The 12,450-nt window shown below is 69.1% G+C and carries 14 protein-coding genes; 12 read left to right on the top strand and 2 right to left on the bottom strand.

The genetic code is table 11. The features are described from left to right. Positions 1–198: 198 nt before the first annotated feature. The 3 genes from NF557_RS16965 to NF557_RS16955 all read left to right on the top strand — a co-directional run bounded on the left by NF557_RS16965 (position 199) and on the right by NF557_RS16955 (position 2,248). A complete protein-coding gene (locus NF557_RS16965) occupies positions 199–927 on the top strand; it encodes a GAF and ANTAR domain-containing protein (RefSeq protein ID WP_252620951.1) in 729 nt (242 codons plus the stop codon). Between the two features lie 200 nt (positions 928–1,127). Then, the gene (locus NF557_RS16960; protein WP_332460470.1) at positions 1,128–1,391 is read left to right on the top strand and encodes a WhiB family transcriptional regulator; all 264 of its coding nucleotides are present in this window, start codon (positions 1,128–1,130) and stop codon (positions 1,389–1,391) included. Beyond that, positions 1,388–2,248, top strand: coding sequence for a glycosyltransferase family 2 protein (locus NF557_RS16955; RefSeq protein WP_252620949.1), 861 nt, complete (start codon positions 1,388–1,390; stop codon positions 2,246–2,248). Before NF557_RS16960 ends, NF557_RS16955 begins: the two co-directional genes overlap by 4 nt. Here NF557_RS16955 and NF557_RS16950 read toward each other — a convergent pair. Further along, positions 2,232–3,416: a zinc-dependent alcohol dehydrogenase gene (locus NF557_RS16950; RefSeq protein ID WP_252620948.1), complete on the bottom strand. Its 1,185-nt coding sequence runs from the start codon at positions 3,414–3,416 to the stop codon at positions 2,232–2,234. The genes NF557_RS16955 and NF557_RS16950 overlap by 17 nt on opposite strands. Before the next feature lie 65 nt (positions 3,417–3,481). Between NF557_RS16950 and NF557_RS16945 the strand changes: the two genes are divergently transcribed. From NF557_RS16945 to NF557_RS16905, 9 genes are all read left to right on the top strand, one after another. Next, positions 3,482–4,432: an SDR family NAD(P)-dependent oxidoreductase gene (locus tag NF557_RS16945; RefSeq protein WP_252620947.1), complete on the top strand. Its 951-nt coding sequence runs from the start codon at positions 3,482–3,484 to the stop codon at positions 4,430–4,432. Between the two features lie 92 nt (positions 4,433–4,524). Next, complete coding sequence (locus tag NF557_RS16940) at positions 4,525–5,184, top strand: DsbA family oxidoreductase (RefSeq protein WP_252620946.1); 660 nt, start codon at positions 4,525–4,527, stop codon at positions 5,182–5,184. Then, positions 5,181–5,381: a hypothetical protein gene (locus NF557_RS16935; RefSeq protein WP_252620945.1), complete on the top strand. Its 201-nt coding sequence runs from the start codon at positions 5,181–5,183 to the stop codon at positions 5,379–5,381. Before NF557_RS16940 ends, NF557_RS16935 begins: the two co-directional genes overlap by 4 nt. A gap of 90 nt (positions 5,382–5,471) precedes the next feature. Further along, positions 5,472–6,986, top strand: a complete 1,515-nt coding sequence (locus NF557_RS16930) for a sensor histidine kinase (RefSeq protein ID WP_252620944.1) — start codon at positions 5,472–5,474, stop codon at positions 6,984–6,986. 10 nt (positions 6,987–6,996) lie between these two features. Continuing rightward, the gene (locus tag NF557_RS16925; protein WP_252620943.1) at positions 6,997–7,668 is read left to right on the top strand and encodes a response regulator transcription factor; all 672 of its coding nucleotides are present in this window, start codon (positions 6,997–6,999) and stop codon (positions 7,666–7,668) included. Positions 7,669–7,767: 99 nt separating this feature from the next. Further along, positions 7,768–8,289 carry a hypothetical protein gene (locus tag NF557_RS16920; protein ID WP_252620942.1) on the top strand — a complete coding sequence of 174 codons (522 nt, stop codon included), beginning with the start codon at positions 7,768–7,770 and terminating at the stop codon, positions 8,287–8,289. A gap of 122 nt (positions 8,290–8,411) precedes the next feature. Then, positions 8,412–9,704 carry an MFS transporter gene (locus NF557_RS16915; protein ID WP_252620941.1) on the top strand — a complete coding sequence of 431 codons (1,293 nt, stop codon included), beginning with the start codon at positions 8,412–8,414 and terminating at the stop codon, positions 9,702–9,704. 12 nt (positions 9,705–9,716) lie between these two features. Beyond that, the gene (locus tag NF557_RS16910) at positions 9,717–11,204 is read left to right on the top strand and encodes an HNH endonuclease signature motif containing protein (protein ID WP_252620940.1); all 1,488 of its coding nucleotides are present in this window, start codon (positions 9,717–9,719) and stop codon (positions 11,202–11,204) included. 128 nt (positions 11,205–11,332) lie between these two features. Continuing rightward, entirely contained in the window at positions 11,333–11,638 is a 306-nt protein-coding gene (locus NF557_RS16905; protein ID WP_252620939.1) for an MTH1187 family thiamine-binding protein, read from the top strand. 207 nt (positions 11,639–11,845) lie between these two features. On the opposite strand, the gene NF557_RS16900 is transcribed toward NF557_RS16905, so the two are convergent. Beyond that, positions 11,846–12,286, bottom strand: a complete 441-nt coding sequence (locus NF557_RS16900) for a VOC family protein (protein ID WP_252620938.1) — start codon at positions 12,284–12,286, stop codon at positions 11,846–11,848. Between the last annotated feature and the right edge of the window lie 164 nt (positions 12,287–12,450).

The raw sequence follows: 12,450 nt of genomic DNA, 5'->3' as shown, positions 1-12,450 counted from the left end.
GGTGCGCTGACAGCGTGCGGCCCCCGAAGCGGCCTCTTACGCTAGGCCCTGGACGGTGGACTCGGTGAGGGGCCACCGTCCATCAATGTGCTGGCAGTCCACCACTGTGCTGACCACGACCCTGGCGCTTGCGCTGCGTGTTGTCCGAGCCGCAGGCCGTAACATTGAGCGCACAGTCCCCGATCCCAGTGAGGCACCATGAACCCGGTCGAGCGTGCCAAGGTGTATGCCGACCTCAGCCGAGACCTGCTGGCGCAGAAGAATGAGCCCCTCACGCTCGAGCGGATCGCGGAGCTGGCTGTCCAGGTCGTGCCGGGCTGTGAGTGGGCGGGCATCTCGCTGCGCACCGCCCGGTCTCCCGCCGAGCCCGGGGCCTCGACCGGCCCGCTGGTGCAGCGCGCTGACGAGCTGCAAGAGAGCCTCCAGCAGGGACCCTGCTATGACACCTCCGTCGAGAACGAGACCCACATCATCGGGGACACCCGGACCGACCATCGCTGGCCCGAGTGGGCCGCTCGGGTCGCCGACCTCGGCATCCTCTCGGTCCTCAGCGTCCAGCTCCTCGGCGCCGAGGGTGAGCTGCTGGGCGCCCTCAACCTCTATGCGCCGCAGGTCAACGCGTTCTCCCGCAACGACCTGGACGAGGCCCACCTGTTTGCCGCCCATGCCGGCGGCGCGATCGGGATCTCCCGGGAGGTCTCGGGCCTGCGCGAGGCGCTGCGCTCGCGGCACCTGATCGGGGTCGCGCAGGGCATGCTGATCCAGCGCTATGGCCTCACTCTCGACCAGGCCTTCAACGTGCTGGCCCGTCACTCGCAGGAGAGCAACACCAAGGTGCGCGACGTCGCCGCGCAGATCGTGGAGGACGGGAGCCTGCCGGCCACTCACGACGAGGTCCGGGTCGCCAGCCCGGAGCTCGCGAACTAGGACCGCCAGCACGGCCCGACAGGCTGAGCGGACCCGACCACGACACACCTGCACTTGCCGGTCGAGGCGCTTCGCGGCATACTGAAGGTGCCTCTAGCAGTGGGGCTCGATCTCCTGATTCCGTCCGGACCGAGCATCCCAGACGGGGTCATGCCTGAACGATGGGTTTGATCATGCACGAGGCTTCATTAGTTCATCCGGTGAGCGCACAGTGGGACTGGCAGCACGAAGGACTGTGCCGCACCCGCAGCCCGGAACTCTTCTTCCACCCCGACGGTGAGCGTGGCGCGGTCAAGCGCGCCCGCGAGGAGCGCGCCACGGCCCTCTGCCACGCGTGCCCGGTGATGGAGCAGTGCCGGGCCCACGCGCTCGGCGTCCCCGAACCCTATGGCGTGTGGGGAGGACTGACCGAGGAGGAGCGCGAGCAGATCCTCAGCGCTGCCGACGTGAGGAGCGTGGGATGAAGACTGCCCTGATTACCACCGTGCGCCGGGAGCACGATGAGCTCCTAGACCAGGTCGGCGGGATCTCCCTCGGGGCCGTCGTGCCCGACTTCCATGTCGTGATCGCCCTCGCGGACCGCGCGGTGACCCAGGGTCGCCTGCCGATCACCAGTGACAGGTGGGAGACGCTGATCGACGGACTGCCGACCGTCAAGCAGCAGCTCCCCACGGCACGCGCCCTCCACCTCGGGGTCACCACGGCACTGGACGCCGGCGCCGAGCTGCTCATCTTCATCGAGCCGACCTCGATCCCGGACCAGCACCTCGTCGCGCGGTTCGCGGAACGCGTCCAGCGGGGTGGCCACCCTCGCCCTGTGCTGTGGTATGCCGAGACCGGACGGTTGCCGCCTGCCGGACCGGGTGGCTATGAGCTCGCCAGGCTGTCCGAGCACGTCCGCGGCCAGTCGCAGCTGCTGCCGCCGGGCGTGGAGGAGGTCTATGCCCAGGGCGCGGCGTTCACCAGCCCCTGTTTCGCGATGACCCGCGAGGACTACGTCGCTGCCGGTGGGTTGTGCACCGACTATGTCAGCGGCCTGGGCCACGACACCGACCTGGCCACAGCGGTGATCGGTGCCGGAGGTGATGTGGTGCGGGTGACCGGTGCCACGGCATACCAGCGACACCAGCCCACCACCATGCCAGATAAGGTCACCCTCGCGTCGGCCGCCACCAACGCGACCCTCTATCACCAACGATGGGGTCGCTGGCCGGATGTCCGGTGGCTCACCGAGCTGGTCGATGCCAACCTGGTGCGCCTCCACGAGGACGGCACGTGCGTCGTGGTGAGCGGCGCGGCGGAGCTCATGGCTGCAAGATGACCTTGATGCACCCGTCGGACTTCTCGCGAAACATCCGATAGGCATCGGGTGCCTCGGACAGGGGCCCCCGATGCGTGGCCAACGACTCCAGAGCCAGCACGTCGTCGGCGCCTGCCACGAGGTCGTGCAGCTCGGGCGTCCAGCGACGCACGTGGCACTGGCCCATCCGCATCTGCACGCCCTTGTCGAACAGCGTCAGCATCGGCATCGGGTCGGCGCTGCCGCCATAGACCCCGGAGATCGACACGGTGCCGCCGCGGCGGACGGCGTCGATGCTGGTGTGCAGGGCATCGAGGCGGTCAATGCCGACTGTCTCAATCGTCTTGCGCGCCAAAGGTTTCGGTGCGCGAGCGGCCGTGGCGATGATGCCGTGGGCCACCGGGTTGCCGTGCGCCTCCATGCCGACGGCCTCCAGGACCGAGTCGGGTCCGCGCCCGTCCGTCAGCTCCCGCAACGCGTCGCCCACGTCCTTGACGGAACGGCGGTCCACCGTCGTGGCGCCATGCTCCCGCGCGAGGGCGAGTCGCTCGTCGACCAGGTCCACGCCGATCACCTGCTCGATGCCCAGGTGCCGAGCAGCCCGGACCGCGAGCTGGCCCACGGGTCCCAGACCGATCACGGCCAGCGATCCGCCCTCCGGCACGTCGGCATACTGCACACCCTGCCAGGCGGTGGGGAGGATGTCGGAGAGATACAGATAGCGCTCATCCTCGTGGTCATGCTCCAGCTTCACCGGCCCGAAGTCGGCGTGCGGCACACGGACCAGCTCGGCCTGGCCGCCGGGGACAGACCCATAGAGCGAGGTGTAGCCGAACAGCGCCGCACCCTTGTTCTGGTCGCGCACCTGGGTGGTCTCGCACTGGGCGAACAGCCCGCGCGAGCACATCCAGCACCGGCCGCAGGAGATGTTGAACGGCACGACCACCCGGTCGCCTGCCCGCAGGTTGCCCACCTCCGGCCCGACCTCCTCGACGATGCCCATGAACTCATGCCCGAGGATGTCGCCGGGCTGGAGATAGGGCGCCAGGACGTTGTAGAGATGCAGGTCGGATCCGCAGATCGCGGTGGAGGTCACCCGCACGATGCAGTCGGTGGGGTCCTTGATGACCGGGTCGGCCACCTCGTCGATGCGAACGTCGCCGAGTCCTTGCCAGGTGAGTGCCTTCATCCTTCGACGGTAGGGGCCGCGCTCTCGCGGTGCACTTTCGGAGGGTGGGTCCTAGCGTCAAGGACATGGAGACCCCGGTAGCCCTCGTCGTCGGTGCCTCGCGCGGGCTCGGTCTGCTGGTCGCGCGCGAGCTCCTGGAGCGTGGCTTCCTCGTCGTGGGGTGTGCCCGCACCCAGGCCGACCTGGACCGCGCCGCCGAGCTGCTGGCGCCCCACGGTCCGACCCAGATGCTCACCTGCGACGTGCGTGACCCGCAGCAGATCACCGACCTTGTGGACCGGGTGGAGCGCGAGCACGGGCCGATCGAGGTGCTGATCACCGTGGCGGGGATCATCCAGGTGGGTCCGGCGGAGGCGATGACCGAGGAGCACTTCCGCGACGCGGTCGACACCATGTTGTGGGCTCCGGTCCGGTTCGCCCGGGCGGTCGTGCCCGGCATGCGGGAGCGGGGCCATGGACGGATCGGCACGGTGACGTCGATCGGCGGCGTGGTCTCACCGCCGCACCTGTTGCCCTACAGCGTGGCCAAGTTCGGCGCGGTCGGCTTCGCCGAGGGGCTGGCCGCCGACCTGGCCGGGACCGGGGTGAGCTCGACCACGATCGTGCCGGGTCTGATGCGCACCGGGTCGCACGAGCGGGCCCACTTCACGGGCGAGCACGAGCATGAGTACGCCTGGTTCGGCCCGGCGGCCTCTCTCCCGCTGCTCACCGTGTCGGCCGAGCGGGCTGCCCGCAAGATCGTCCGTGGCGTGCTCGCGGGTCGGCCGCACGTGGTGATCGGCGCACTGGCGCACGTCGGCATGCGGGTGCACGGCATCGCGCCAGCTACCACGGTGCGGCTCATGGGGCTGGGCAACCGGCTGCTCCCCGAGGCACCGGGATCGATCGACGAGTCCGCGATTCTCCTCGGCCGGCAGGCCATGCAGCGCCTCTCCGAGCGTGGCCGGCGCGTCGTGGGCACCCTGACCACGTGGGGCTCCAGTGCGGCCGAGCAGTTCAACCAGCGCCGGTCCTAGGCCCTGCGGCCGCACCCCGGGCGGGTCCAGGCCAGGCAGCCCTGGTCGGACACACCGGAATACCTGTCCGGTGTGCACCTGTTGTCCCTGGTGTGGCAAAGACTCTGAAGGTTGACATCTGGTCCGACATCGCCTGCCCGTGGTGCTACATCGGCAAGCGCAAGTTTGAGCGAGCCGTGGAGGAGTTCAGCGCGGACGGCCGCGAGGTGGAGGTGGAGTACCACTCCTTCGAGCTGGCGCCGGACACCCCGGTCGACTTCGAGGGCAGCGAGGTGGACTTCCTGGTCGCGCACAAGGGGATGCCGGCTGAGCAGGTCGAGCAGATGCTGTCCCAGGTCTCCTCGATCGCCAGCTCGGTCGGCCTCGACTATGACTTCGAGTCGATGCAGCACACCAACACGGTGCGCGCCCACCAGGTGCTGCACCTGGCCAAGGGCAAGGGCCTGCAGGTCGAGCTCAAGGAACGCCTGCTGAAGGCCTACTTCGAGCAGGGCCGGCACGTCGGCCGCGCGGAGGAGCTGGCCGACCTCGCCGCCGAGGTCGGGCTGGACCGCGACGAGGTGCTGAGCGCGCTGGAGTCCGAGGAGTTCCTGCCCGACGTGCGCGCCGACATCGCCCAGGCCCGGAACTACGGCATCAGTGGCGTCCCCTTCTTCGTCCTGGACCGCAAGTTCGGCGTCTCGGGGGCGCAGGAGACGACCACCTTCGTCCAGGCGCTCGGCCAGGCCTGGGACGAGCAGGACGCGGTATGACGAGGCGCACGGTCGGTGCGTCGCTGCCGGAGGGCGAGGTGAGCGCTTCGTTCTCCGACGCCGAGGTGAGCGCGTCGTCGGCGCAGCTCGAGGAGAGCGTGCCGATGGCCGAGGCGGGTGGGCTGCAGCTGCTCGGAGCGGCCGACGCCGTCGTCTGCGAGGGTGACCTCTGCTGGGTGCCACCCACCGGCGACTGACTCTTCGCAGCGCGGTAGGGGTCGGCCTGGCCGCGCTGGCCCGGACCCGCTCGGTCCGGATCGGCGCCGCCCCTCGCCTACAGTGTGCGCATGCCGCAGAGCGCGCCACCGCCCAGCGCGACACCGCAGGGCGCCACGCCCAGCGCGACACCGCGCCGGGCGCGACGTGCCTGGTCCGTCCGCTTCCGGGTGATCGCTCTGGTGGTCGCCATGCTGGCGCTCGGTCTGACGGTCGCGGGCGCGGTGACCTTCACGGTCCAGTTCAACCAGCTCAACCAGCGGATCGAGACCGAGCTGCTCCAGGAGGTCGAGGAGTTCCGCAACCTGGCCCAGCGTGGCCCGACCCCGGGCGAGGGACCGTTCACCGACCTTGACGACCTCTTCCTTGCCTTCCTGCAGGCCTCGGTGCCGGGTGAGCACGAGTCGATGGTCACGATGACCGACGGGCAGACCGCGTTCTATCCCGGCGGTGAGCTCAGTTTCGACCTCAACGTCCCAGAGATTCGTGCAGAGGTGGCCCGCCTCCACGAGCCGGGCCGCGCAGTCATCACCGACTTCGACCTGAACGGCCGCCAGTTGCGCATGGTGGTGGCAGCCGTGTCCGTGCCCCAGGACACCCGACAGGGCGCCTTCGTGGTGGCCATCGACGCCGGCGCTCAGCGCCGCATCATCTGGAACCAGATGGGCACCTATGCGCTGGTCGCGCTGGGCACCATGATCCTGACGGGACTCACCGGCTACCTCGTGGCCGGGCGGCTGCTGCGTCCTCTTGATGAGCTCTCCCGCGCAACAGCCACCATCAACACCGATGACCTGACGGGCCGGGTCGCCATCCGGGCGGCAGACAACGACGTGGCCCAGCTGGCCGAGAACTTCAACCAGATGCTGGACCGCCTGGAGGCGGGCGTCGCCGACCAGCGACAGTTCCTCGACGATGCCGCCCACGAGCTGCGCACGCCGCTGACCATCATCCGGGGCAACCTTGAGCTGATGGAGGTCGGAGACGCCGAGGACGTCGACTCGACCCGCACCCTGGTGCTCGAGGAGCTGGACCGCATGAAGCGGCTGGTCGACGACCTGCTGATGCTGGCTCGTTCGCAGCGCCCCGGTTTTGTGGAGTTCGCGTCGGTCGATGTGCTCACCCTCGGTCACGAGATCCGAGACCGGGTGCACCTGCTGGCAGACCGCCGGTGGAACACCCTGGTCACGGCACACGGCTCGATCCTGGGCGACCGTCAGCGACTGCAGCAGGCCGTGCTCCAGCTGGCGGCCAACGCGGCCAAGTTTTCCCCGCCGGGGAGCGTGATCGACGTGCGTCTGGACTGGTCTCCACCCTCTGCAGAGGTGATGGAGGAACTGCAACCGGCGGCGCCGACATACCTCGTCCTGTCGGTCCAGGACCGTGGTTCGGGCATCCCACCTGAGGAGATCGGACGCATCTTTGACCGGTTTGGTCGCGCCGACCAGCACCGCCGCGTTGAGGGCTCCGGCCTGGGGCTGACGATCGTGATGGCCATCGCGCAGGCGCACCGTGGGACGGTCACCGTCGACTCCCAGGCAGGTGTCGGCAGCACCTTCCGGCTCTGGGTCCCAGCAGTGATGTGATGCTTGACCCATGTCGAAAATCCTGATTGCCGAGGACGAGGAGCGCATTGCGCAGTTCGTCGCCAAGGGGCTCAAGGCGGCCGGCTACCAGACCCACGTCGTGGGGGACGGGGTCAGCGCGCTGGAGCACGCCTCCAGTGGCGACTACGACCTGATGGTGCTCGACGTGGGGATGCCCAAGATGGACGGCTTCACGGTGCTGCGTGTCCTGCGCACTCTGGAGCACGACATCCCGATCATCATGGTCACGGCGCGCGATGCGGTGACCGACACGGTCGCGGGTCTGGAGGGAGGGGCCGACGACTACCTGACCAAGCCGTTCAAGTTCGAGGAGCTGCTCGCCCGGGTGCGCACTCGGCTGCGTCCGCGGGCCGGCGGCTCCGAGTCGACCGTGCTCAGGCACGGCGACCTGTCCCTGGACCTGACGACCCGTATCGCGACGGTCGGGTCCAAGGAGGTCGACCTGTCCCCCCGGGAGTTCTCGATGGTGCGCGAGTTCCTGGAGCACCCCGGTCAGGTGCTCTCCCGTGAGCAGCTCCTCTCACGAGTGTGGGGTTATGACTTCGACGGTGCCTCCAACGTCGTCGACGTCTATATCCGCTATCTGCGCAACAAGCTGGGCAGCGAGCGGTTCGACACCGTGCGCGGCGTCGGCTACCGCCTCACGGAGGGCAGTGGGTGAGTGGTGCGCCGGCAGCCAGTGCCTGCTCCAGCCCGCAGATGAAAAAGCTCTCATCTGGTCCTCATAGACACATCACCAACGGCGGGCACACTGGGTGACATGAAGTTGATCAGTTCCGTCGTTGCCCTGGTCCTGGCCGGGGTCCTCAGTGTTTGGCTGTGGGTCGGCCAGGGATCGTCCGACACGGTCACTGACGGGGTGGCGATCACCGCCGGGCCGGACGCAAACCTCCAGAAGCCCGTGCCCCAGGAGGTCGCCGACGTGGCGGCCCGAGGTCCGATCTCCAACGAGTATGCCGCGGCGTTCGTCGGTCTCCAGGCCGCGATGGACGTGTGGCGGAGCACTCCGTCCGGAGTCCTCGGCGACCCCGAGCTGCTCGCGGGTGCGGTGACCAAGGCCCAGGAGGCGGTCGCAGCCGAGCTGGCCGCTGCTGAGAAGGCCCGCAAGGAAGAGGAAGCAGCGGAGAAGGCGCGGCAGGAAGAGAGCGACCGCAGGGCGCGCGCCGTCACCCCGGCCCCGGTCTCCCCACCTGACTACGACTACGACGACGACGATGACGACGACGATGACGACGACTGGGACTGTGAGTGGGACGACGGCGAGTGGGACTGCGACGACTGACGCACGCGGCGGTTCGCTGCACCGGGGCGTCGGAATAGCGCGCCGAGCCTGATCCTTGGAACGTCTGGTCGGACACGGAGGTCTGCGCCCGCCCACTTCTCGCAGACCCCGGAGCCGCTCGTATGACGACTGCCCAGCAACCCGCGCCGCTCGGCTCGGCCTCGGTCGGCTCGGCGCCGGTCACGCTGGGTGCCGCCCCGGTGGAGGCACCTCGCACACCGCTGGGGCTGATCACCCTCGCGCTGATCGTCGGCGGGTTCGCGATCGGCACCACCGAGTTCGTCACCATGGGACTGCTGCCGCAGATCGCGAGCGGCCTGGCCGTCTCCATCCCGACCGCAGGCCACACCATCTCGGCGTATGCCGTGGGTGTCGTGGTCGGCACTCCTCTGGTCGCCGTCCTCGGCGCCCGGTGGCCGCGTCGGGGCCTGGCGCTGGCACTCATGGCTGTCTTTGCGGTCGGCAACATCGCCAGCTCCGTTGCTGCGAGCTATGAGTCTCTGGTCCTGGCCCGCTTCCTCGCCGGCCTGCCCCACGGTGCCTTCTTCGGCGTCTCCGCGCTCATCGTCGCGTCCGTCGCCCCTGCCCACCAGCGCGGCCGTGCGGTCAGCCGGGTGATGCTCGGCATCCCCATCGCCAACATGATCGGTGTCCCGGCCGCCACCTGGCTGGGCCAGGAGGTCGGCTGGCGCTCGGCATACTGGCTGGTCGCCGGGCTCGCGGTGCTGACCATCGCCCTGGTCGCCCTCTGGGTGCCGGTGACGCCCGGGAACCTGCAGGCCAGCGGCCGTCGCGAGCTGGCAGCGCTGCGCAGCGCCCAGCTCTGGCTCACTCTTGCCGTGGGGGCCGTGGGCTTCGGCGGGATGTTTGCGATGTACTCCTACATCGCCCCGACGGTGACTGATGTGACCGGTCTGGCGGAGTCAGCGGTGCCGTGGTTCCTGCTCGCCTTCGGCCTCGGCGGCGCGCTCGGCAGCCTGGTCGGTGGGTGGCTGGCGGACTGGTCGGTGCTCCGTGGCCTCGTGCTCAGCCTCGTGGGCGTCGGCGCCGTCCTGGCACTGTTCACCCTGACCGCCCAGTGGGCCTGGCCGGCCGTGCTGACCGTCTTCCTGGTGTCGGTCATGGCCTCGTCGTTGGTCGTGGTCCTGCAGCTGCGTCTGATGCAGGTGGCCGGCGACGCCGAGACGATCGGCGCGGCCAGCAACCACGCGGCCCTGAACATGGCTAATGCGCTCGGCGCGTGGCTCGGCGGCCTGGTGATCGCGGCCGGCTGGGGCTATCAGGCCGCCAGCTGGGTCGGCGTGGCCCTGTCTCTTGGCGGGCTCGTGTTCCTCGGCGCCTCACTGCTGCTGCACCGACGGGGCGGTGGTGGGCGGGGTTGTGGACAAGGTGGGGGCACTGTCGGTGGTGTCTAGTACGTTTGTTCCATGGAGTTGGAGCAGGAGGTTCTCGACCTCGTCGGTGTCGCCCAGGCCGGGGCGCCGGGCGAGGCGCTTGAGCTGTTGGCGGGGATCGCGCAGGTGGGTCAGGCGATGGTCGACAGCGCGCTGGCCCCGGGCGGGCCCTGGGCCAGTGCGCAGGACCGGGTCGAGCTGGTCAAGGGCGCCCAGGAGGCCCTCGGCGCGCTGCACGCGGCACAGACCGCGTGGATCGCCCGGTTCGCCGCGCTGACCCTGGTCGAGAACGACACCACCGGCTGTGAGCAGGTCGATCGCGGTGTCGGGTTCGTCGACGAGTTCGCCTCAGACACCCTGGCCCCGCTGCTGGGCATGTCCCACGGCGCCGCCAGCACCAAGGTCGTGCGGGCCGCGAAGCTGGCAGCGGACCTGCCCCTGACCCTGGCCGCGCTCGCGACCGGAGAGCTGGACCTGTTCCGGGCCCAGTGCATCGCTGAGGAGCTGGCCGACGCCGACCACGACGTGTGTGCGCTCGTGGAACAGATGGTCCACCCCCAGATCACCGGTGACACCCCGATGAAAGCCCGCAACCGGGTCCGGACCGCCCTGGCCAAGATCGACCCCGACCTGGTGCGTGAGCGGGCGGCCCGGGCCAAGCTGGACCGGTTCGTGTCCACCCGCGCCTCGCACCTGCCCGGGCTGACCCAGTGGTATGCCCAGCTCCCGGCCGAGGACTCCGCCAAGGCCTGGGCCGCGATCGATACGCTGGCCCACCAAAAGCTCAACGACGACCCGACCAAGACCCTGGACCAGCACCGCGCTGATGCTCTGGTCGACCTGATCCTGGGCAACGCGACCATCGAGGCGCACGTCACCATCGCCATCCCCATCACCCCCCAGGCCGACGCGGGTGGGGCCAGCGGGACGGGCGCCGCGTTCGGCATCACCGACCAGGAAGACGACCGCGACCAGGGAGACGGCCGCGACCAGGGAGAACCCACTGGTGAGACTGAGCCCACCGGTGAGCTGGAGCCAGGCACGCTCGAGCAGCTCTGGGCGGTCCTGTCCCCGCACACCCCGACCGGCACCGGTGTCGAGATCCCCGGCATCGGAGTCATCCCCGCCCCACTGGCCCTGGCCCTGGCTGGCACCCTCGGTGCCCGAGTCACCCGGATGCTGGTCGACTCCAGGACCGGCACCACGATCGAGACCTCAGCCCCCACCTACCGGCCCACCACCGCGATCGCCAGACACGTGCGCCTGCGCGACGGCACCTGCCGCTTCCCCAACTGCGCCCGCCGGGCCGAACGCTGCGAGATCGACCACATCACCCCCTGGCCAGCCGGGCCGACCACCGTGACCAACCTGCTCTGCCTGTGCAAGCACCACCACCGCCTCAAGCACAGCACCCGATGGCGACCAGCCCTGCACGCCGACGGCACCGTCATCTGGACCAGCCCCTACGGCGAAGAGTTCATCACCAAACCCATCGACCACACAGCCCTCGCCATCGCTTGACGCGAGAGCGCCTCACGGATGCGGCCTGCGCTCTCTCTCCAGGCAGCAGCTTGAAACCGCCTCATAGTTCGGGTGTGCGCCAGTCTGCTGTGTTCCAACCCCGCAACCCGCTCTGCCATCATGGCGACATGATCGTTGCCATCAGCATCAGTCCGACCGGCGGGGACGAGACGGGCGGAGTCAGCGACTCCGTCGCCCGCGCCGTCAAGGTGATCCGAGACTCAGGCCTCCCCTGTGAGACGAACGCGATGTTCACCAACATCGAGGGGGAGTGGGACGAAATCATGGCCGTGGTGAAACAGGCGGTGGACGTCGTGGCCGAGACGTCCCCGCGCGTGGGCCTGGTCCTGAAGGCGGACATCCGCCCAGGCTTCACCGGTCAGCTCGCCGCCAAGGTCGATCGGGTCGAGGCCGTCCTGACCGACGAGGGCTGAAGCGCCAGCCACGCCCGGCAATGCGCAACATCCTGCTTGCAAGGGTCCATGAGGACCCCGCTTGCACAACTGAATCCGTGCAGATCCGGGTGCTGGAGCGCTCGACAGCACCTATCGCTACCCCATTGCAGTACCTTCTGGGTCCGAGTGGGGTACGTCCGCTCGGTCGGGCTGGGCGAGGGGCCAGCGACATCGGTCAGCGGATTCCTAACCTGTACGTTCGAACAGGGACACGATGATCCCTTCGGGCCCGCGGACGTAGGCCATCCGGACACTGCCCTCGTACTCGCCGACACCACCCACGAGCCCGTACCCGTCCGCGGCCAGGGCGTCGATGGCCGCCTGGAGGTCGCCGACCTCGAAGGACACGTTGCGCAGACCCAGCTCGTTGGCCATCGCCGTCGGCGATCCAGGCACGTGGTCGGGCGCGATGAAGCTTGAGAGCTCCAGCCGAGTTCCACCTCCGGGCAGTTGCAGCATCGCGATCTCACAGTGCGCGCCAAGGATGCCGCAGACGGTCTCGACGAACTCACCCCGCACGGATCCGGTGCCCTCGACCTCGAGCCCCAGCCCGACGAAGAACGCCGTCACTGACTCCAAGTCCGCGACGGTGATACCGATGTGGTCGAAACGTTGTACGTGTGTCATGCAATCCATCCTCTGCTGGTGGGCTAGTGGATTCGATGCTGGGACTGACCCGGGGCCGGGATCTCCACATATTCTTGCTGCAAACTTGTGGTCACCCCCGATCGTGAGAAGGCCCTGGGACGGCATATTGCTCTCGCGGCGATCTGACGCACCGCCGGAACGAG

This window comes from Ornithinimicrobium cryptoxanthini (genome assembly GCF_023923205.1).
GTDB classification, from domain to species: Bacteria; Actinomycetota; Actinomycetes; order Actinomycetales; family Dermatophilaceae; genus Ornithinicoccus; species Ornithinicoccus cryptoxanthini.
The sequence above is the reverse complement of the archived record's forward strand: the minus strand, read 5'-3'. Positions and strand labels throughout refer to the sequence as shown.